The 19,845-nt window shown below is 65.6% G+C and carries 17 protein-coding genes; 6 read left to right on the top strand and 11 right to left on the bottom strand.

Annotated features, from left to right (window positions below):
* Positions 1-4 precede the first annotated feature (4 nt).
* From ACE3OV_RS06420 to ACE3OV_RS06405, 4 genes are all read right to left on the bottom strand, one after another.
* Complete coding sequence (locus tag ACE3OV_RS06420; RefSeq protein WP_374326143.1) at positions 5-1,300, bottom strand: acetyl-CoA hydrolase/transferase family protein; 1,296 nt, start codon at positions 1,298-1,300, stop codon at positions 5-7.
* 105 nt (positions 1,301-1,405) lie between these two features.
* The gene (locus ACE3OV_RS06415) at positions 1,406-2,548 is read right to left on the bottom strand and encodes a class I SAM-dependent RNA methyltransferase (protein WP_374326142.1); all 1,143 of its coding nucleotides are present in this window, start codon (positions 2,546-2,548) and stop codon (positions 1,406-1,408) included.
* A gap of 1 nt (position 2,549) precedes the next feature.
* Positions 2,550-2,966: a CopD family protein gene (locus ACE3OV_RS06410; RefSeq protein WP_374326141.1), complete on the bottom strand. Its 417-nt coding sequence runs from the start codon at positions 2,964-2,966 to the stop codon at positions 2,550-2,552.
* Positions 2,954-3,844, bottom strand: a complete 891-nt coding sequence (locus ACE3OV_RS06405; protein WP_374326140.1) for an NAD-dependent epimerase/dehydratase family protein — start codon at positions 3,842-3,844, stop codon at positions 2,954-2,956. Before ACE3OV_RS06405 ends, ACE3OV_RS06410 begins: the two co-directional genes overlap by 13 nt.
* Positions 3,845-3,877: 33 nt before the next feature.
* Here ACE3OV_RS06405 and ACE3OV_RS06400 point away from each other — a divergent pair, with 33 nt between their 5' ends.
* Positions 3,878-4,888 (top strand): CDP-6-deoxy-delta-3,4-glucoseen reductase, encoded by a 1,011-nt coding sequence (locus ACE3OV_RS06400; RefSeq protein WP_374326139.1) that lies wholly within the window; start codon positions 3,878-3,880, stop codon positions 4,886-4,888.
* A 2-nt stretch (positions 4,889-4,890) separates the two neighbouring features.
* Entirely contained in the window at positions 4,891-5,505 is a 615-nt protein-coding gene (locus tag ACE3OV_RS06395; RefSeq protein ID WP_374326138.1) for a LysE family translocator, read from the top strand.
* 3 nt (positions 5,506-5,508) lie between these two features.
* Here the strand turns inward: ACE3OV_RS06395 and ACE3OV_RS06390 are convergent, their stop codons facing one another.
* From ACE3OV_RS06390 to ACE3OV_RS06370, 5 genes are all read right to left on the bottom strand, one after another.
* Positions 5,509-6,213 (bottom strand): ABC transporter ATP-binding protein, encoded by a 705-nt coding sequence (locus ACE3OV_RS06390; RefSeq protein ID WP_374326137.1) that lies wholly within the window; start codon positions 6,211-6,213, stop codon positions 5,509-5,511.
* On the bottom strand, positions 6,206-6,967 hold the full coding sequence (locus ACE3OV_RS06385; protein ID WP_374326136.1) for an ABC transporter ATP-binding protein: 762 nt from the start codon (positions 6,965-6,967) through the stop codon (positions 6,206-6,208). The genes ACE3OV_RS06390 and ACE3OV_RS06385 overlap by 8 nt, the downstream gene beginning before the upstream one ends.
* Positions 6,964-8,037, bottom strand: coding sequence for an ABC transporter ATP-binding protein (locus ACE3OV_RS06380; RefSeq protein WP_374326135.1), 1,074 nt, complete (start codon positions 8,035-8,037; stop codon positions 6,964-6,966). The genes ACE3OV_RS06385 and ACE3OV_RS06380 overlap by 4 nt, the downstream gene beginning before the upstream one ends.
* 121 nt (positions 8,038-8,158) lie before the next feature.
* Positions 8,159-9,082: a branched-chain amino acid ABC transporter permease gene (locus tag ACE3OV_RS06375; protein ID WP_374326134.1), complete on the bottom strand. Its 924-nt coding sequence runs from the start codon at positions 9,080-9,082 to the stop codon at positions 8,159-8,161.
* A 70-nt stretch (positions 9,083-9,152) separates the two neighbouring features.
* On the bottom strand, positions 9,153-10,409 hold the full coding sequence (locus ACE3OV_RS06370; RefSeq protein WP_374326133.1) for a branched-chain amino acid ABC transporter substrate-binding protein: 1,257 nt from the start codon (positions 10,407-10,409) through the stop codon (positions 9,153-9,155).
* Positions 10,410-11,335: 926 nt separating this feature from the next.
* Here ACE3OV_RS06370 and ACE3OV_RS06365 point away from each other — a divergent pair.
* From ACE3OV_RS06365 to ACE3OV_RS06355, 3 genes are read left to right on the top strand one after another with little or no spacing between them, the layout of a single operon-like run.
* Positions 11,336-14,794, top strand: coding sequence for an indolepyruvate ferredoxin oxidoreductase family protein (locus ACE3OV_RS06365; protein ID WP_374326132.1), 3,459 nt, complete (start codon positions 11,336-11,338; stop codon positions 14,792-14,794).
* Between the two features lie 19 nt (positions 14,795-14,813).
* The gene (locus ACE3OV_RS06360; RefSeq protein ID WP_374326130.1) at positions 14,814-15,563 is read left to right on the top strand and encodes a trans-aconitate 2-methyltransferase; all 750 of its coding nucleotides are present in this window, start codon (positions 14,814-14,816) and stop codon (positions 15,561-15,563) included.
* A gap of 6 nt (positions 15,564-15,569) precedes the next feature.
* Positions 15,570-17,648: an ATP-binding protein gene (locus tag ACE3OV_RS06355; RefSeq protein WP_374326128.1), complete on the top strand. Its 2,079-nt coding sequence runs from the start codon at positions 15,570-15,572 to the stop codon at positions 17,646-17,648.
* 3 nt (positions 17,649-17,651) lie between these two features.
* On the opposite strand, the gene ACE3OV_RS06350 is transcribed toward ACE3OV_RS06355, so the two are convergent.
* Positions 17,652-18,314 carry a response regulator gene (locus tag ACE3OV_RS06350; RefSeq protein WP_374326126.1) on the bottom strand — a complete coding sequence of 221 codons (663 nt, stop codon included), beginning with the start codon at positions 18,312-18,314 and terminating at the stop codon, positions 17,652-17,654.
* Positions 18,315-18,410: 96 nt separating this feature from the next.
* Here ACE3OV_RS06350 and ACE3OV_RS06345 point away from each other — a divergent pair, with 96 nt between their 5' ends.
* Positions 18,411-18,875, top strand: a complete 465-nt coding sequence (locus tag ACE3OV_RS06345; protein ID WP_374326124.1) for a PhaM family polyhydroxyalkanoate granule multifunctional regulatory protein — start codon at positions 18,411-18,413, stop codon at positions 18,873-18,875.
* 4 nt (positions 18,876-18,879) lie between these two features.
* Here ACE3OV_RS06345 and ACE3OV_RS06340 read toward each other — a convergent pair whose 3' ends face one another.
* Entirely contained in the window at positions 18,880-19,776 is an 897-nt protein-coding gene (locus tag ACE3OV_RS06340; protein ID WP_374326122.1) for an AEC family transporter, read from the bottom strand.
* Positions 19,777-19,845 lie beyond the last annotated feature (69 nt).

Raw genomic sequence — 19,845 nt, 5'->3', positions numbered from 1 at the left:
TGCCTCACAGAAGATTCAGCTTTTTCGCCGCCGCCCGCAGCTCCTCGCGGAAATTGGGGTGGGCGATGGCGATCAGCGCCTCGCAGCGCTGCTTGGCGCTCTTGCCACGCAACTGGGCAACACCGAACTCGGTGACGACATAGTTGATGTCGTTCTTGCTGGTGCTGACGTGCGCCCCCGGGGTCAGCGTCGGCACGATCCGGGAAATCGTGTCGTCCTTGGCGGTCGACGGCAGGACGATGAAGGCCTTGCCGCCGTTGGAACGGTTCGCCGCGCGGACGAAGTCGGCCTGACCGCCGGTGCCGGAATAAGGCTTTGGTCCCAGGCTTTCCGAGCCGCACTGACCGAGGAAATCGATCTGCATGGTGGCGTTGATGCAGTGCAGGTTGTCGTTCTGGCCGGCCAGGAAGGGATCGTTGGTGAAATCGACCGGGTGCATTTCGAGCGCCGGGTTGCGGTGCATGAAATCGTAGAGCTTCTTCGAGCCGAGCGCGAAGGTCGCCAGCATCTTGCCACGATGGACGTTCTTGCGCTGGTTGGTGACGACACCCGCCTCGACCAGGGTCATGATGCCGTCGCCGATCATTTCGGTGTGGATGCCGAGGTCGCGCTTGTGGGTCAGCTGCATCACCACCGCGTCGGGAATGCCGCCGTAGCCGATCTGCAGGGTGGCGCCGTCGGGAATCATCTCGGCGACATGGGCGCCGATCGCTTCCTGGACCGGGCCGATCTTGGGCAGGCCGACTTCGAGCAGCGGATCGCTGCTTTCGGTCAGGGCAGCGACCCGGGAAATGTGAATGTGGCAGTCGCCGTGGGCGAAAGGCACGTTGGGATTGACTTCAAGCACCACCACCCGCGCCTTCTCGATCGCCGCCATCGTATAGTCCGGCGCCAGCGACAGCGAGAAGTAGCCGTGTTCGTCCATCGGCGAAGCCAGCGAGAAGACGACGTCGGAAGGCGTCAGGCCACGCTTGAGCAACATCGGCAATTCGGAGAAGTAGGCGGGAACGAAATCGATCCAGCCTTCCTGGCCGCCCGGACGGGTTGCACCGCCGAAGAAATAGGCGCTGTGACGGACGTGGTCGACCGTCTCCGGGTCGATGTAACCGTACTTGCGCAAGGGAAGAATCTGCGAAACGGTGATCCCGCGGTAGTTGCGCCGCGCCTCGGAAAGCGCGGTCAGCAGACTGGGCGGTTCGCCAACGCCGGTCGGCACGACGACGGTGTCGCCATCCCTGAGCACCTGGATGGCGTCGGCGGCCGACATGCGTTTGCTGGCGTAAAGACTCTGGACGGACATGCTGTTCTCCTGTGTTGTTTTTTATGTTGAGCCGGACGGCTCGCTCCGCATTGTCGCGGAAAACTTCGGAGAAACAAACACCGTTGCAGCACTACGGAAGCAACATCAGCGATCCCTGTTACTGCCTGCCACCATGCGGATCTCGAACAGCCGGCATTCGAGCGGCCCGTTGAACAGCGGCGTCTTGCGGCTCGGCTTGAGGCCGACCAGTTTGGGTAGCCGCAGGTCGGCAGTGAAGAAGAAACAGTTCCAGCCTGCCCAGCGCCGCTTCAGGGCGCTACCCAGCAGGGGGTAGAAGGCTGCCAGTTCGTCCTGTTCGCCGATGCGTTCGCCGTAGGGCGGGTTGCTGAGCAGGATACCGGCCGGCGCCGGCGCGTCGAGGTCGAGCAGATCGCCGTGCACGACCTGCACGCAGTCGGCGAAGCCGGCTTCCTGCAGGTTGCGGCGGGTGGCGCGAACGGCGCGCTCGTCGTTGTCGGAAGCAAAAATCGCCAGCGGCGCGACCGGCTTCACTCGCGCCTCGGCGGCGGCGCGAATCTGCGCCCAGGCCAGGGCGTCAAACTTCTTCAGCAACTCGAAGGCGAAGCCGCGATCGAGCCCGGGCGCCCGGTCGAGCGCCACCTGCACGGCTTCGAGCAGGAAGGTGCCACTGCCGCACATGGGGTCGATCAGCGGCGTCCCCGGCTGCCAGCCGCTCATTTTCAGGATGCCGGCGGCGAGATTTTCCTTCAGCGGCGCGTCCACGCTGGCCTTGCGGAAGCCGCGTTGCCACAGTGGCCGGCCTGAGGTGTCGAGGTACAGCGTGCAGCGGTTCTCGGTCAGGAAGACGTGGATGCTGACGTCCGGATCGCGCGTCTCGATGTTCGGCCGTTCGCCGAAGTCCTCGCGGAAACGATCGCAGACGGCGTCCTTGACGCGCAGCGTGACGTAATCGAGCGACTTCAGCGGACACTTGATCGCCGTCGTCACCACACGCATCGTCCGCGTCACCGCGAAATGGTTCGGCCACAACTGGCGCAGCGCCAGCCGGTAGATGTCGTCTTCCTTGACGTAAGGCCCGGTCACCAGGTGCCAGAGGATACGCGTCGCCAGGCGCGACTCCAGATTGGCGCGGTAGCAGACCGCCCAGTCACCGGAAAAATGGACCCCACCGTGGGTGGTACGCAGCTCTGCGGCGCCGATGCCGCGGAGCTCTTCGAGCAGGAGTTCTTCGAGGCCGCGCGGGCAGATGGCGAAATATTCGTTCATGTCAGAAAGGCTTGAGGACAACGAGGAAAAGGACGATCAGCAGGACGACCACCGGGATTTCATTGAAAAAGCGGAACCAGACGTGCGACTTGGTGTTGCGCCCACGGTTGAAATCGCCGAGCAGCCGGCCGCAATACAGGTGATAGACGGCAAGACCGGCAACCAGCGTGGTCTTGGCATGCAGCCAGGCGCCGGAAAAGCCGTAGGCAAACCACAGCCAGAGGCCGGTCGCCACCGCCAGCACGCCGAGCGGCGTCATGAACTTGTAGAGCTTGCCCGACATCAGCAGCAGGCGTTCGCGCTCGGCGACGCTGTCGGCCGGCACCATCGCCAGATTGACGTAGATGCGCGGCAGGTAGAACAGGCCGGCGAACCAGGAAACCACCATCCAGATGTGCAGGGTCTTCACGACGAGCATGCGTTTCTCCTTGAGAGGGCCTCGGCAATGCCGGCGTCGACCGTCGGATAGACGAGGCGTAGTTTTAATTCTGTTTTCAGCCGGCGGTTGCCGATGCGCCGCGATTCGCGCATGAACGACAACTGCGCTGCCGAGACGGCTTGCGCCAGTTGCGCCCGTGGCAGGCGCGGCGGTCGCGGCAGATGGAAGGCGTCGGCGACGCGGTCGAAGTAGTCGGCCATTTTCAGGTCCGAGTCATCGACCGCATTGTAGGTGCGATTGGCGGCGCCGCGCCGGATCGCCGCGCAACAGGCGGCGGCGAGATCATCGGCGTGAATGTGGTTGGTATACACGTCCTCGGCGGCGACCAGCGCTGGCACCGCCTGCTCCAGGCGCGCCAGCGGCAGCCGGTCGGCGGCGTAGATGCCGGGCGCGCGCAGGATGCTGACGGCGACGCCGCGGCGCGCCCCCCAGGCCCGCAACCGGCGTTCGGCATCGACGCGGCGCTGCGCCCGCGCGTTGGCCGGCAAGCAGGCCCGGGTCTCGTCGATCCAGGCGCCGGCGCAATCGCCATAGACGCCCGTGGTGCTTACGTAGATCAGGCGACGTGGTAGACTTTTCGCGCTTTCCAGTGCCGCCAGCAGGTGCTGCGTCCGCGTGTCGAGATGGCCATTGGCCGGCGGCGGCGCCAGATGCAGGACGATGTCGGCGAGGCCGCCGATTCGACCAAGGCTGCGCCGGTCGTCGAGATCGCCGGCCAGCGGCAGCGCACCGGCGTTGCGCCAGGCCGCATGGCGCGCCGCGTCGCGCAGCAGGGCATAGACGCGGTAATGCGGCGCAAGCTGGGTAAGGATGCGGCGGGCGACGTCCCCGCTGCCGACAATCAGGATTTTTTGCACGTCGGCATTGTAGCCGACGACCAAGGGGAACCGATGCGCTACCAAGTGACAGTCCAGCCGAGCGGCCGCCAGTTCGAGGCCGAAGCCGATGAATCCCTGCTCGAGGCCGCGCTGCGCCAGGGGCTGACCATGCCCTACGGTTGCAAGGACGGCGCCTGCGGCGCCTGCAAGGGCAAGGTCGTGGAAGGCGCGGTCGATCACGGCAAAACCAGCGCCCTGAGCGACGCCGACAAGGCGGCCGGACTGACGCTTTACTGCTGCGCCCGCGCCACCTCCGACCTGGTCATCGAATGCAAGCAGTTGCGCTCGGCCCACGACATCCCGGTCAGGACCCTGCCAGCCCGTATCGAGAAGCTGGAAAAGCTGGCCCCCGACGTCATCGAACTGCAGCTGCGCCTGCCGGCGTCCGAGCAGCTGCAGTTCCTTGCCGGCCAGTACATCGACATCCTGCTCAAGGATGGGCGCAAGCGCAGCTTCTCGCTGGCCAACGCGCCATTCGAGGGCAACCTGCTGCAACTGCACATCCGGCATGTTCCCGGCGGCTTCTTCACCGAACAGGTATTCACCACGATGAAGCTGCGCGACATCCTGCGTTTCGACGGCCCGCACGGCAGCTTCAGCCTGCACAACGACGCCGGCAAGCCGATCATCCTGCTCGCCGGCGGCACCGGTTTCGCGCCGATCAAATCGATCGTCGAGCAGGCGATCGCCGACCGCTACCCGCACCCGCTCTACATCTACTGGGGCGCCAAGGCGCGCGTCGACCTCTACCAGAACGCACTGCCGGAAATGTGGGCGGCCAGCCACGCCAACATCCACTACGTGCCGGTCCTTTCCGAACCGGCCGCCGACGATGCCTGGAGCGGCCGCACCGGCTTCGTCCATCACGCGGTGCTGGCCGATTTCCCCGACCTCTCCGGCCACCAGGTCTATGCCTGCGGCTCGCCGCTGATGATCGACGTCGCGCGCAAGGATTTCATCAGCCAGTGCGGCCTGTCGGAAGAAGAGTTCTTCGCCGACGCCTTCACCTTCTCGGCCAACTGAGCATGTTCGGGGTCGCCGACTACGGCGCTTTCGTCGCCGCCGTGCTGATCTTCCTGGCGATCCCGGGACCGGGCAACCTGGCGCTGCTGACCTCGACCGCCAAGGGCGGCGTGCGCGGCGGCCTGGCGGCGACGCTCGGCGTCATCCTCGGCGACCAGGTGCTGATGTGGGCGGCGGTGGCCGGCGTCGCCGCGCTGCTCGCCGCACACCCGGCGGCCTTTGCCGCCATCCAGTGGAGCGGTGCCGCCTACCTCGCCTGGCTCGGCCTGCGCATGCTGTTCGCCAAGCCGGGCGCCGCGCCGCTGCTCGACATCAAGCCCTACCATTACCTGCGGCAGGCGATGACGATCACCCTGCTCAATCCGAAGGCGATCATCTTCTACATGGCCTTCTTCCCGCTCTTCGTCGATCCGGCGCGGCATCGCGGCCTGCTCACCTTCGCCTTCATGGCCGGCAGCATCGCCACGCTGACCTTCCTCTACTGCATCACCGTGATCGCCCTCTTCCGCAAGCTGGGCGACCGCCTGCAGGCCGGCTCGCCGCTGGCGCGCTGGCTGGAGAAGCTGGCCGGCGTCGCGCTGATCGCCTTCGGCGTCCGCCTGCTCGGCGAACGCTGAAGCTCACTCGCCGAGGTAGGCGGCACGCACCTTGGGATCGTGCAGCAGGGCGGCGGATTCGCCGTTCAGCGTGATCTCGCCGCTTTCCAGCACGTAGGCGCGCTGGCTTGATTCGAGCGCCAGCTTGGCGTTCTGCTCGATCAGCAGGATGGTCATGCCGGCAGCGGCAACGTTGCGCACCACCTCGAAGATCTTCTGCACCATGATCGGCGCCAGCCCCATCGACGGCTCGTCGAGCAGAAGCATCTTCGGCCGGCTCATCAGCGCGCGGGCAATCGCCAGCATCTGCTGCTCGCCGCCGGACAGGGTGCCGGCTAGCTGGTCGGCACGCTCCTTGAGGCGCGGGAAATAACCGTACATGCGCTCGGTGTCGGCGGCGATGCCGTCCTTGTCGTTGCGCAGGAAGGCGCCCATGTGCAGGTTTTCCAGCACCGTCAGGCGGGGAAAGACGCCGCGCCCTTCCGGCACCAGCGCGATCCCCTTGCGGATGACGTCGTGCGGCGCGATGCCGACGATCTTCTCGCCGCAGAAATGCACGTCGCCGCCGGCGACCCCGACCATCCGAGAAATCGCCTTCAGGGTCGTCGTCTTGCCGGCGCCGTTGGCGCCAATCAGGGCGACGGTCTCGCCCTCGTTGACATGGAAGGTGATGCTGCGCACCGCCTGGATGCCGCCATAGGCGACGCGGAGTCCGGTAACTTCAAGCACCTAGGTAAGCCTCAATCACGCGTTGATCCTTCTGCACGACCGCAGGCACATCCTCGATCAGCAGCGCCCCGTATTCGAGCACCGCGACCCGGTCGCACAACCCCATCACCAGCTTGACGTCGTGTTCGATCAGCAACACCGTCGTCCCGTCCTTGCGGATGCCCTCGATCAGCAGCCGCAACTCCTCGGTTTCCGTCGCGTTCATACCGGCCGCCGGCTCGTCGAGGCAGAGCAGCTTGGGTTCGGTGGCCAGCGCCCGGGCAATTTCCAGGCGGCGCTGGTCGCCGTAGGAAAGATTCTTGGCCAGATCGTCGGCACGGTCGGCGATATCGACGTAATGCAGCAGATCGAGCGCGCGCTGACGAATCGCCGCTTCCTCGGCGCGCGTCTTCGGATCGCGGAAGATCGCACCGAAAACGCTGGCCCTGGTCCGCACATGGCGGCCGACCATGACATTTTCCAGCGCCGTCATGTTGCCGAACAGCCGGATGTTCTGGAAGGTGCGGGCGATCCCGCGTTCCGCCGCGCGCTGCGGCGCATCGGCCTGCAGCGGCGCACCGGCGAAGGTGAAACCACCGCCGTCCGGCACGTAGAGGCCGGTCATGCAATTGAAGAAGGTCGTCTTGCCGGCGCCATTCGGGCCGATCAGGCCATACACCTCGCCCTGGCGGATCGACAGCGAGACATCCTGCAGCGCCTTGACCCCACCGAAATGCTTAGCCACCGCGCGGGCTTCGAGAAGAATCTCGCTCATTTCGCCACCCCCGCCGTCTTTTCTTCCAGTTCCCGCGAGCGTTCCGGCGACGGCCACAGCCCGGAAGGCTTGAAGCGCATGACCAGCACCAGCGCCAGCCCGAACAGCAGCATGCGCAGGCTCTCCGGGTCGATCAGCACCTTGCCGAACAGCGCCACCTGCGCTGGCGTCACCGCATAGCGCGCCATCTCCGGCAGGAAGGTGAGCAGGATCGCCCCCAGGATCACCCCGGGAATGTGGCCCATGCCACCCAGCACGACCATGGCCAGGACCATGATCGACTCGATCAGCGAGAAGCTTTCCGGCGAAACGAAGCCCTGCATCGCCGCGAAGATGCCGCCGGCAATACCGCCGAACGAAGCGCCCATGGCGAAGGCCAGCAGCTTGACGTTGCGGGTGTTGATGCCGACCGCCTTGGCGGCGATCTCGTCCTCGCGGATCGCCTGCCAGGCGCGACCGATGCGCGAGTCCTGGAGGCGCAGGTTGACGATGACGATGAAGATCGCCAGCGCCACCAGCAGGTAGTAATACTTGTACGGCCCGGTCAGCGTCAGCCCGAAGAACTCGCTGCGCGTGGCGAAGCTGAAATCGCCGAATTTCACGGGGTCGATCAGGGTGATCCCCTGCGGGCCGTTGGTGATGTTGATCGGCGAATTCAGGTTGTTCATGAAGATGCGGACGATCTCGCCGAAACCGAGGGTGACGATGGCCAGATAGTCACCCCGCAACTTCAATGTTGGCGAACCGAGCAACACCCCGAACAGGCAGGCGAGCAGCGCCCCGACCGGCAGGATCGCCCAGATCGGCCAGTGCAGGCCGAAGTGAGGACTCGCCAGCAGCGCCCAGGTGTAGGCACCGACCGCGTAGAAGGCGATGTAGCCGAGATCGAGCAGGCCGGCAAAACCGACGACGATGTTCAGGCCAAGCGCCAGGAAGATGTAGAGGATGGCGAAATTGAGGATGCGCACCCAGGCCTGACCGGCCATGCCGACGACGAAGGGCAAGGCGATCAGGGCGGCGGCGATGAGCACGATCCCCAGGGTGGAACGGGGGTTGAGCCAGTTTTTCATGCACGCTCCGATGCGATGGCAAGACAAGGCCACAAGCTGGCCGCTGACGAGACAGTGCTGTAGCACGGCGAGGAAGCGGACGGCGCAGCCAACGAAGTATTGGCGAGCAGCGGTGCGTGCATCATGCGCGGTCTCCCGTCTTTTCACCAAACAGGCCGGACGGCTTGAACATCAGCACGACGATCAGCACCGCGAAGGCGAAGATGTCCTGATAGTGGCTGCCGAGGAAACCACCGGTGAGGTCGCCGATGTAACCGGCACCCAGCGCCTCGATGATGCCGAGCAGGATGCCGCCGACCATCGCCCCGACCAGGTTGCCGATGCCGCCGAGGACGGCGGCGGTGAAGGCCTTGAGGCCAAGGATGAAACCCATCTGGTAGTGCGCCACTTCGTAGTAGCTGCCGACCATGACACCGGCCACCGCGGCCAGCGCGGAACCGATGACGAAAGCGGCGGAGATGACCCGGTTGATGTTCACCCCCATCAGGCTGGCCACCGCCGGATTCTGCGCCGTGGCGCGCATCGCCATGCCCAGCTTGGTGCGGTAGACGAGCAGCACGAGGCCGGTCATCATCGCCGCGGACAGCAGCACGATGACCACCTGGACCAGGGTGAAATGGGCGCCGGCGAATTCATAGCTGACCTTCGGCAACAGCGGCGGGAAGGTCTTGTAATTGCGCCCCCAGAGAATCATCGCCAGATTCTGCAGGACGATCGACATGCCGATCGCCGTGATCAACGGCGTCAGTCGCGGCGAGCCACGCAGGGGCCGGTAAGCCACCCGTTCCAGACTCCAGCCGATGGCCATGCAGGAAAGGATGGAAACGACCAGACCGCACAGGCCGGCGATACCGACCGGCATACCGGCGGCGGCCAGCGACCCGGTGACGGTGATGGCAACCAGGGTGCCGATCATCACCACCTCGCCATGGGCGAAGTTGATCAGGCCCATGATGCCGTAAACCATCGTGTAGCCCAGCGCGACCAGCGCATAAATGCTGCCCTGGACGAGGCCATTGACGATCTGCTGCAGGAAAATATCCATTTGGAATCCGTTGACTGCAAGATACGGAAACGGCACCTTGCGGTGCCGTTTCATTGAGCCGACAGGCTGCTTACTTCTTCGCTTCGGCCGGAGCCGCCGGAGCGGCAGCTTCAGCCGGGGCCGGGGCGGCCGCCGGCGCCGGAGCGCCACCCAGGGTTTCGACGTACTTCAGGGCACCACCCTCGTAGCGATAGACGGAAATCGCCCCGCCCTTGAGGTCGCCGAACTCGTCGAACTCGATCTTGCCGGTGACGCCCTCGATGTTGGTCTTGCCGACTTCCGGCAGGTACTTGGCGGGCTCGACCGAATCCGCACGCTTCATCGCATCGGCGATCACCATCACCGCATCGTAGGCATTCGGTGCGTAGAGCTGGATGTCGTAGCCGAAGCGGGTGTTGAACTTGGTCTTGAACTCCGGCCCCTTGGCCAGCTGTTCCAGCGGCACGCCGGGCAGCGAGCAGAACTGGCCGTCGGCCGCCGGGCCGCCCAGCTTCATGAACTCCGGCGTACACACGCCGTCGCCACCGAGGAACTTGGCCTTGATGCCCAGTTCCTTCATCTGCTTGACCATCGGCCCGCCCTGCGCGTCCATGCCACCGTAGAAGACCAGTTCGGCCTTGGTCGACTTGATCTTGGTCAGGATAGCCTTGAAGTCGGTCGCCTTATCGGTGGTGTACTCGTTGGCCACCACCTTCAGGCCAGCCGCTTCGGCCGCCTTGCGGAATTCGTCGGCTAGGCCCTGCCCATAAGCGGTCCGGTCGTCGATGATGGCCACCGTCTTGACACCCTGCTTGACGGCAAACTCACCGAGCACCTTGCCCTGCTGGACGTCGTTGGCCATCACGCGGAAGGCCGTCTTGAAACCCTGCTGGGTATATTTCGGATTGGTCGCCGACGGCGAAACCTGTGGCAGACCGGCATCGGAGTAGAGCTTCGAGGCCGGGATCGTGGTCCCGGAGTTGAGGTGACCGACAACGCCATTGACCTTCTCGTCAACCAGCTTCTGGGCAACGATGGTGCCCTGCTTCGGGTCAGCCTGGTCGTCTTCCGAAACCAGCTGGAACTTGACCTTGGCGCCACCGATTTCGAGGCCCTGGGCATTCAGCTCCTCGACGGCGAGAACGGCACCGCTCTCGTTATCCTTGCCAAGGTGCGCCTGCGGACCGGTCATCGGCGCGACATGGCCGAGCTTGACGACGACTTCGGGCTTGGCGGCAGGGGCGGCGGGCGCGGCGGCCGGCGGCGGCGCCTCTTCCTTCGGTCCGCAAGCGGACAGCGCGAAAGCGGCGGCAATGGAGAGGGCTACTGCGGAAAGCTTGGCTTGCATCGGTAAGTCTCCTGAATGGGGGGGCGGGAAATCTGCTCGAAACAACAGGGACCGATTCTGCGCATACAGATAGCGCATCGTCAATACGGAAAATCCCTAAAATCGCGGCGGGTGATGGGTTTGGGGGATTGCCGCCAAGAGTCGGAGTTATCCGTGGCGACATTCGGGCGGGTTTGGTTTCCGAGGCGCTTTGGTTTCTGAGGCGCCGGCTTCCGCGCCTGACGCGCGGGCGTACTTTCTTTTTTGTGGAAAAAAGAGAGTAGCCAAAGAAAAAGCCACCCCCAGGTCGGCGCCGGGCTGCGCCCGGTCCCTTGCGCTACTCGACGGTCCGGGCGGCTGGCTAAACTCGCCGCTGCGCGGCTCAGACAACGCCAGCCGACTTCCCCCGGACCGCCTGCGTTGCTCAGCGCCTCCCAGGGGGACCCCGAAACCCCGTGGCGCACAAAGCCGGGTTGGCAAAACAATCAACGAAGCCAACACGCCCCAAATTGCGATCGGTTTGCCGGGCCCCTTGGAAGGCGCCGAGCAACGCAGGGGAGTCGGGGGCCTTCGGCTGGCGTTGCCTGAGGCCCGCAGGGCCGAGTTTAGCCAGCCGCCCGACTACCCGAGTAGCGCAGGGAACCGGGCGCAGCCCGGCGCCGACCTAGGGGTGGCCTTCTTTTTGGCTACTTTTTCTTGGCCACGCAAGAAAAAGTACGCCCGCCGGTCAACGGCGGAACCCTGCGGTTCAGCAGCCAAACACGCCCGCGCGTCAGGCGCGGAATACAGCACTTCAAACCTCAACCACAGCATCAAGAAGCCGCCCCCCTTCTTGCCAGAACCATCCCTCCCCCCGATACTCCAATCTCCAGATCCCGCCCGCCACCACCCCCGGCGCGCAGGAAGACGACAACCGGCTCACAAGGCCGCAGACAATGGAGACAAACATGGGCAAACCCGATCTGCCGGCGGCGATCACCGCGACCCTGGACGACAAGTACACCCGCCACACCGGCCGCGTCTTCCTGACCGGCACCCAGGCGCTGATCCGCCTACCGATGCTGCAGCGCGAGCGCGACCTCGCTGCCGGCCTCAACACCGCCGGCTTCGTTTCCGGTTACCGGGGCAGTCCGCTCGGTAATCTCGATCTCGGCCTGTGGCAGGCCAAGGCCCATCTCGCCGAGCATCACATCAGCTTCCAGCCCGGCGTCAATGAAGACCTCGCCGCCACCGCCGTCTGGGGTAGCCAGCAGGTCGGGCTGTTTCCTGGCGCGAAGTACGATGGCGTGTTCGGCCTGTGGTACGGCAAGGGGCCGGGCGTCGACCGCTGCGGCGACGTCTTCCGCCACGCCAACGCTGCCGGTACGGCGCGCCACGGCGGCGTGCTGGTGGTGGCCGGCGACGACCACGCCGCCAAGTCGTCAACGCTGCCGCACCAGACCGAGCACGTCTTCAAGGCGGTGCTGATGCCGGTGCTCTATCCGGCCAACGTGCAGGAGTACCTCGACTTCGGCCTGCACGGCTGGGCAATGAGCCGCTATTCCGGCTGCTGGGTGGCGTTCAAGGCGCTGGCCGATACGGTCGAGACTTCGGCCTCGGTGAATATCGACCCGGCGGCGGTCGACATCAAGATCCCGAACGACTTCAGCCTGCCGCCCGACGGCCTCAACATCCGCTGGCCGGACCCACCGCTGGTCCAGGAAGCGCGCCTGCTCAACTACAAGCTTTACGCGGCGCTGGCCTACTGCCGGGCGAACAAGCTCGATCGTGTGGTGATCGATTCGCCGGCCCCGCGCCTGGGTATCCTCACCGCCGGCAAGAGTTACCTCGACGTGCGCCAGGCGCTCGACGAACTCGGCATCGACGACGCGCTCGCCGCGCAGATCGGTATCCGTCTGTACAAGGTCGGCATGGTCTGGCCGCTGGAACCGGAAGGCGTGCGCCACTTCGCCGAGGGGCTGGAGGAAATCCTGGTCGTCGAGGAGAAACGCCAGCTGCTCGAATACCAGTTGAAGGAAGAGCTGTACAACTGGCGCGACGACGTGCGCCCGCGCATCGTCGGCAAGTTCGACGAAAAGGGCGAGTGGACGGTCGAAGGCGACGGCGGCTATCTGGCTCACAGCGACTGGTTGCTGCCGGCCGCCGGGGAACTGCCGGTGGCGACCATCGCCCGCGTCATCGCCCGGCGCATCGGCCGTTTCTTCACGTCACCAAGCATCGAAGCCCGCCTGAAGCTGATCGATGGCAAGCAGCAGGCGCTGAAGACGCCACTGCTGCTGGCCGAGCGCAAACCACACTTCTGCTCCGGCTGCCCGCACAACACCTCCACAAAAGTCCCCGAAGGCTCGCGCGCCGTCGCCGGCATCGGCTGCCATTACATGGTGACGTGGATGGACCGCTCAACCTCGACCTTCACCCACATGGGCGGCGAGGGCGTACCCTGGGTCGGGCAGGCGCCGTTCACCGAGGAAAAGCACATCTTCGCCAACCTCGGCGACGGCACCTACTTCCACTCTGGATTGCTGGCCATACGGCAGTCGATCGCGGCGAAAGTGCCGATCACCTACAAGATCCTCTACAACGACGCCGTCGCCATGACCGGCGGTCAGCCGGTGGACGGCGTCATCAGCGTCGCCCGCATCACCCGCCAGCTGGAAGCCGAAGGCGTCGGCAAGATGGTCATCGTTGCCGCCGAGCCGGGGAAATACGCGCCGATCCGTGACCTCGCCCCGAACGTGCCGGTCCGCCACCGCGACGAACTTGACGCCGTGCAGCGCGAACTGCGCGAGTTCCCCGGCGTCTCGGTCCTCATCTACGACCAGGTCTGTGCCACCGAAGCGCGCCGGCGCAGGAAGCGCGGCAAGATGCCGGCGGCGACGCAGCGCGCCTTCATCAACGAGGCCGTCTGCGAAGGCTGCGGCGACTGCTCGGTGCAGTCCAACTGCCTGTCGGTCGAGCCGGTGGACACCGCATTCGGGACCAAGCGGCGCATCAACCAGTCAGCCTGCAACCAGGATTTGTCGTGCCTTAAAGGCTTCTGCCCGAGTTTCGTGACCGTCGAGGGCGGCACGCTGAAAAAGCCGAGCCCAGCGGTCGACAGCACAAACTGGCCGATTTTGCCGGCGCCAGCACTACCTTCCACGGCGACGCCGTGGAACCTGATTATCACCGGCGTCGGCGGCCAGGGCACGATCACCCTCGGCGCGCTGATCGGCATGGCCGCCCACCTCGACGGCAAGGGCGTATCGACGCTGGACATGACCGGACTGGCGCAGAAATACGGCGCCGTCTTCTCGCACCTGCGCATTGCCAACCGGCCGGAGGACATCCACGCCGCCCGCATCGCCACCGGCGAGGCGCACGCCATCCTCGGCGGCGACCTGGTGGTCAGCGCCAGCAGCGACGCCCTGGCGAAAATGCTCGAAGGCCGTACGCGCGCCGTGGTCAGCAGCACCGCCACGCCGACCGCCGAATTCACCCGCAACCGCGACTGGCGCTTCCCGCAGGCCGGCCTGCAGAAGCAGCTGACCGACACCCTCGGCGCCGACGCCGTCGATTTCCTCGATGCCCAGCACCTGGCCGAACGCCTGCTCGGCGACACCCTGTTCGCCGGTGCCCTGCTCCTCGGCTACGCCTGGCAGAAGGGGCTGGTGCCGGTGTCGGCGGCGTCGCTCGACCGCGCCATCGAACTCAACGGCACGGCCGTGGCCGCCAACCGCCAAGCCTTCCAGTGGGGCCGCCGCGCGGCGGTCGACCGGCAGAAAGTCGAAAGCATCGCCGGGCCGCTGCAGACGCAGCGCCAGGAAATGACGCTCGACGAACTGATCGCCCATCGCGCCGCCCACCTCAGCGCCTATCAGGATGCGGCACTGGCCGAGCGCTACCGGCAGCGCGTCGCCACCATCCGCGCCCTCGGCGACGACGCGCTGACGCGCACGGTGGCCGAGCAGTACGCCCGCCTCCTCGCGCCCAAGGACGAATACGAGGTGGCGCGACTGTACAGCGAAGCTGACTTCGCCCGGCGCCTGACGGAAAGCTTCGAAGGCGGCAAACTCGCCTTCCATCTGGCGCCGCCCGGGCTGCACCGTCCGGGGCCGGACGGTCGCCCGAAGAAATGGCGCTGCGGTCCCTGGCTGCTGCCCTGCCTTGGCCTGCTGGCGAAGGCTCGCCGGCTGCGCGGTAGCTGGCTCGACCCCTTCCGCAACAGCCACGAACGGCGACTCGATCGCACCCTGCTCGCCGACTACGAGGCCGATCTCGAGCTGATCCTCAAACATCGCCCGAGCGCGGCGCGGGACCTTGCCGCCTGGCCGGCCGAGGTCCGGGGCTACGGCCCGGTGCGCGAGGCAGCGCTGGCGCCGGCCCGGCAGAAACGGGAGCAAGCCCGCGCGGCGAGCATGACGTAAATCTGGGTAGAATCGCGGGATGTCTTCGACCCCGCTTCGCCAGTTCGCCCTGCAGGGCGCTGCCGTCATCCTCGTCCTCTCGCTGGCCTGGCCCTATTACGGCTGGGCCGGCGGCAGCATGCCCTGGCAGCAGACCAGCCTGCTGATCGGCGCCGTCGCCCTGGCGCTGGCGACGATCAGCCGCCAGCCCTGGTGGTGGCGCCTGATCCATGCGCTGTTCATGCCGCTGGTCTGGCTGACCTGGACGCTCAACATCCCCCCCGGCTGGTTCCTGCTCGCTTTCATCCTGTTGCTGCTGGTCTATCGCGGCGCGCTTTCCGGTCAGGTGCCGCTCTACCTGTCCAACCGCGAGACCGTCGCCGCCCTCGACGAACTGGTCGGCAAGGAAGAAAGCCAGCGTTTCCTCGATCTCGGCGCTGGCGTCGGCAGCACAGTCATCCCGCTCGCCGACCGCTGGCCGGACCGCCACTTCAGCGGCGCCGAAAACGCCCCGCTGACCTGGCTGGCCGGCCGCATCCTCGGTGTCGGCCGGCCCAACCTGCACTGGCTGTGGGAAGACCTATGGCAGATGCCGCTCGGTGAATACGATCTGGTCTATGCCTTCCTGTCACCGGTGCCGATGCCCAAGCTGTGGGAAAAGGCCAGGACCGAGATGAAACCGGGCAGCCTCTTCGTCAGCAACAGCTTCCCGGTGCCCGGGGTAACGCCGGAGAGCGTCGTTGAAGTCACCTGTTCGCCACCGCGGCCGCTGTACTGCTACCGGATCTGAACGCGCATGCTGCTGAAGCGCAAGCCGGAAAAGCTCGCCCTGCTGCTCGCCCTGCTCGGGACGCTGACGGTGCTGGTCATCTTCCTCACCGATCTGATGCTGTCCTATCAGCGCGACATCGACAGCGGCGAAACCCGCCTCAAGCAATTTTCGGTGATGATGGCCGAACACACGGCCCGCGCTTTTGAAGCTGTTGATGTCCTGGTCAAGGAAGTCGCCACCGACCTCTCGGTCAACCGCAGCGACTGGCCCGACTGGGAAGCCGTCAGGGGCTGGGAGTACATCGCCCAGCGCCACTCCCGCGCGATGCCGCAACTGCGCGACCTCGCCGTTTTCGATGGCCAGGGCAACCAGCGTTTCATCTCCAGTTACTTTCCGACCCCGCAGATCAACGTCAACGACCGTCCCTATTTCAGCGCCCTGGCCAAAGGCGCGCCCTGGGCCACTTACGGCCCCTATGTCGGCCGCAACTCGGACCGTTACACCTATGGCATTGCCCACCGCCTGACCGGCCCGGGCAATGCCTTCGCCGGTGCAGCCTTTGCCGCCATCGAGCCCGCCTACATGCAGGATTTCTGCTGGGCCAACCGCCTGGCCGACGATTTCGACGCGGTGCTGACCAATGCCAAGGGCGAAATCGTCGCCTCCTGCCGACCGACCGATCTCAGCACCCACTCCGGCATTCTCGGTCGGCAGGCCGGTGTTGCGCTGTTTGGCGGCCGTGCCGCCGGGATGATCCCGGAAACCGGTATCGTCGAAGTCAATGGCTTGCTGATTTCAACCTCGCCGGTTCCCGGATTCTCCGACCTGCGCATGGTGGCGATGATGCCGACCGACTCGCTGCTCGCCAACTGGCGCAACCGACTGTTCGAGATCGGCACGCTCGGCCTCATGCTCAGCGCCCTGCTGTTTTTTGGTGCGGTTCTGGTCCGCCGGCAGGTCCGCGACCTGCGGACGATGGCCGAAGCCCTGGCTGACAGCCGCGATCTGCTCGAAGAGCGCATCGACCAGGCCACCGCCGCGCTGGCCGCCGAGAAGGATACCGCCGAGCGCGCCAACGCCGCCAAGAGCCGCTTCCTCGCCGCCGCCAGCCACGACCTGCGCCAGCCGCTGCACGCCCTATCCCTGTTCACCACCGACCTGCTGCGCCAGGCCGCCGCCGGCAAGCTGCGCGAGGTGCCGCGCATCGCCGAGCAGATTGCCGCTTCGACGCAAACCCTGGGCGACATGCTGAACGCGCTGCTCGACATCTCCCGCCTCGACATCGACGGGGTCCGCGCCAATCTGCAGCCTTTCCCGCTGAGCGCGCTTTTCCAGCGTCTGCACGATGCCTTTTTCCGACAGGCCGAAGCCCACCAGTTGCGCCTGCGCTTTCATGCGCCGCGCTACTTTGTCTACAGCGACCCGCAACTCCTCGAACGCATGCTCGGCAACCTGATTTCCAATGCCCTGCGCTATACCCCGGCCGGCGGCACCATCGTGGTCGGCGCCCGGCTCCAGGGCGACCGCCTGCGCATCGAGGTCCGCGACAGCGGCATCGGCATCGCCCGCGAACACCGGGCGGCGATCTTCGCCGAGTTCTACCAGGTAGCCAACGTCGCCCGCGAACAGGATGGCGGCCTCGGGCTCGGCCTTTCCATCGTCCAGCGTCTGGCCAAGGGACTGGGCATCGAGGTCTCGCTCGCTTCGCAGATCGGCAACGGCACCACCTTTTCTCTGCTGGTCGAACGGGCAGCGGTGCAGCCGACGGCCAGTGCCCGCAACAACCGCGAAAGCAGCAACGGCCACGTCCATTTCGTCGGCGAATCGGGCGAACTGGCGGCCTGCCGCGAGTTGATCATCTCGTGGAACTACAGCACCAGCAGTGGAGACCAGCAGTCGGTGGAACGCCTGCGCAGCGACACCATCGTCATCTGCGACGCCGCCTGGATCCCCGACCTTGATCCGGACATGGCACTGATCGTCATCGGCCCGGTCAGCACCGAACCACTGCCGCCCAACGCCCACATCATGGCGCCGCCGGTCCGGCCGGCCCGCCTGCGCGCCCTGTTGCGCGCCAGCGCACCACGCGGGCCGATCGCCTGAGTTTCAGAAGACGTCGCTGAAATCGATGCCGTAGCGGGCTGCGGTAACCAGCGCCTGGGTCCGGCTGGTAACGCCGAGCGCCTTGAAGACAGCGGTCGCGTGAATCTTCACGGTACCTTCGGAAAGGTCGAGCTGATCGGCGATATCGCGATTCGACAGGCCGCGTACCATGAGGCACAGCACCTGCGCCTGACGATCGGTCAGGCCAATCTCGCCGGGCTTGACGCTGACGCTGGACGGCGGCAAGGGCACCGCGTCGTCGAGACGTGCCGGCATCTGGCCACTGGGCCGAACGATGTTGCCGGCCAGCACGTCACGCACCGCCTGCAGCAGACGTTCGCCATTGAGCGCCTTGGGAATGAAGCCGGAGGCCCCGAGGTTCATCACCCGGGTCACCGTCGGCTGGTCGTCGAAGGCGGAAACCACCGCCACCGGCATCGCCGGATAGCGACGACGCAGGATGTCGAGCCCGGCGAAGCCGTCAATGCCTGGCAAGGCGAGGTCGAGCAGGACCAGGTCAAAATCACCTTCGCTGTCGAGCACGCTCAACGCGCTCTCGAAATCGGCGCTCTCAAATACCTGCACGCCTTCTTCAACCTGAGAAAGCAAACCGACCAGTCCCTCGCGGACCAGTGCATGATCTTCGACAACCAACAGCTTCAGCATCGATTATTCCTTATTCATAACAGGTGCTAATTTATCATTTTGCGCGATAAAAGTGGTTTAAGATCGTTGTATCGGCTGCCTCCGGAGGAGAACAAAATGAACCAAGCACCTGCCAGTGACCCGCTCAACTTCATGCGCAACCTCTGGAGCAACATGGGTTTCGGCCTGCCCGGCATGGTCACCCCGACCTTCGACGTGGAAGAACTGGACAAGCGGATCAAGGATCTGAAAGCCGTCGAAGGCTGGCTGCGGATGAATCTGTCGATGCTGCAGATGACCATTCAGGGTCTGGAAATGCAGCGCAGCACGGTGAACACGATGCAGGCGATGGGGCAGATGGCCAGCGACGCCGCCCGCCAGATCAACGAACCGGCCGCGCCGCAAGCCACCGCCCCGACGGAAGCCGGCAATGCCTTTTCGGAAGCCGCGCTGTGGCCGTGGCAGATGATGCAGCAGATGCGCGAACACCTGCAGCAGAACGTCGAAGCCGCCCAGGCGAAGGCCGCCGAACCGGCCCCGGAAGAAAAACCGAAAGCGCGCCGCCCGGCGACGAAGAAATAAACCCTCAGCCGTTCAGCCAGGCCGCCCACAGCGGCAGGCTGATCATTGCCAGCAGCGTGCTTGCCGAAATCAGCCAGGCGACGCTGCGCCCATCGCCGCCCATGCGCATGGCCAGGATGTAAGCCGACGAGGCGGTCGGCAGCGCGGCGAACAGCACGGCAATCTGCAAGTTCAATCCGTCCAGTCCGACCGCCCGCCCGACGGCGACGGCAATCAGCGGCAGCGCCAGCAACTTCACCGCGAGCAGCCAGCCGGAATAGAAGCGGGCGCCCGCCGTCCCCTCGAGTCGCAGGGCGGCGCCGACGGCGATCAGGCCGAGGGCGATCGAAGCATCGGCGAGCCGGCCGAGAAAGGCCTGCAGCGGTGCCGGCGGCAGGAAGCCGGCAAGGTTGAGCAGGAAACCGCCGGCCGTCGCCCAGATCAACGGATTGCGCGCCACTTCGCGCCACAGGCCGATCTCGCCATGGCGCGCCAGCATCCCCACCGAAACCAGGTTGGCAAAGGGAACCGCGGCACCGACGATCAACCCCATGGTGGCAATGCCCGGACTGCCGAACAACATTCCGGCGACAGCCAGCGCGATATAGGAGTTGAAGCGGTAGGCGCACTGGAACATCGAGGCGAAGCGCAACTCGGGCATGCGCAACCACAACTTCGGCAGCAGCCCGAGCAGCATGCCGGCGGCCAGCGCGGCGAAGGCAGTGGCAAGCAGCGGCACGGCGGCGCCAAGGTCGAGCCGGGTGCGCATGATCGCGTTGACCAGCAGCGCCGGAAACAGGATGAAATAGACCAGCTTCTCGATCCCACTCCAGAAGTGGTCGCCCAGATGCATCCAGCGCCGGATCGCGGCACCGAGCAGGATCAGGGAAAAGTCCGGGAGCAGCAGGAGGACGGTTTGCATCGGCCGATTCTAAGCCGGCGCGAGCGCCGTCAGAATCCGTAAAAACCACAGGCTGCCTTGACCGCAACG

It is taken from the genome of Azonexus sp., assembly GCF_041909095.1.
Taxonomy (GTDB): Bacteria; Pseudomonadota; Gammaproteobacteria; order Burkholderiales; family Rhodocyclaceae; genus Azonexus.
Note: the sequence above shows the minus strand (reverse complement) of the source record. Positions and strands in the feature narration are given on the sequence as shown.

Excerpts from the sequence above, each read along its gene's own strand:
- ACE3OV_RS06385 (WP_374326136.1), bottom strand. The coding sequence starts at position 6,967 with ATGAGCGAGATTCTTCTCGAAGCCCGCGCGGTGGCTAAGCATTTCGGT.
- ACE3OV_RS06420 (WP_374326143.1), bottom strand. The coding sequence starts at position 1,300 with ATGTCCGTCCAGAGTCTTTACGCCAGCAAACGCATGTCGGCCGCCGAC.
- ACE3OV_RS06395 (WP_374326138.1), top strand. The coding sequence starts at position 4,891 with ATGTTCGGGGTCGCCGACTACGGCGCTTTCGTCGCCGCCGTGCTGATC.
- ACE3OV_RS06380 (WP_374326135.1), bottom strand. The coding sequence starts at position 8,037 with ATGAAAAACTGGCTCAACCCCCGTTCCACCCTGGGGATCGTGCTCATC.
- ACE3OV_RS06400 (WP_374326139.1), top strand. The coding sequence starts at position 3,878 with ATGCGCTACCAAGTGACAGTCCAGCCGAGCGGCCGCCAGTTCGAGGCC.
- ACE3OV_RS06410 (WP_374326141.1), bottom strand. The coding sequence starts at position 2,966 with ATGCTCGTCGTGAAGACCCTGCACATCTGGATGGTGGTTTCCTGGTTC.
- ACE3OV_RS06350 (WP_374326126.1), bottom strand. The coding sequence starts at position 18,314 with ATGCTGAAGCTGTTGGTTGTCGAAGATCATGCACTGGTCCGCGAGGGA.
- ACE3OV_RS06355 (WP_374326128.1), top strand. The coding sequence starts at position 15,570 with ATGCTGCTGAAGCGCAAGCCGGAAAAGCTCGCCCTGCTGCTCGCCCTG.
- ACE3OV_RS06340 (WP_374326122.1), bottom strand. The coding sequence starts at position 19,776 with ATGCAAACCGTCCTCCTGCTGCTCCCGGACTTTTCCCTGATCCTGCTC.
- ACE3OV_RS06365 (WP_374326132.1), top strand. The coding sequence starts at position 11,336 with ATGGGCAAACCCGATCTGCCGGCGGCGATCACCGCGACCCTGGACGAC.
- ACE3OV_RS06345 (WP_374326124.1), top strand. The coding sequence starts at position 18,411 with ATGAACCAAGCACCTGCCAGTGACCCGCTCAACTTCATGCGCAACCTC.
- ACE3OV_RS06415 (WP_374326142.1), bottom strand. The coding sequence starts at position 2,548 with ATGAACGAATATTTCGCCATCTGCCCGCGCGGCCTCGAAGAACTCCTG.
- ACE3OV_RS06370 (WP_374326133.1), bottom strand. The coding sequence starts at position 10,409 with ATGCAAGCCAAGCTTTCCGCAGTAGCCCTCTCCATTGCCGCCGCTTTC.
- ACE3OV_RS06375 (WP_374326134.1), bottom strand. The coding sequence starts at position 9,082 with ATGGATATTTTCCTGCAGCAGATCGTCAATGGCCTCGTCCAGGGCAGC.
- ACE3OV_RS06360 (WP_374326130.1), top strand. The coding sequence starts at position 14,814 with ATGTCTTCGACCCCGCTTCGCCAGTTCGCCCTGCAGGGCGCTGCCGTC.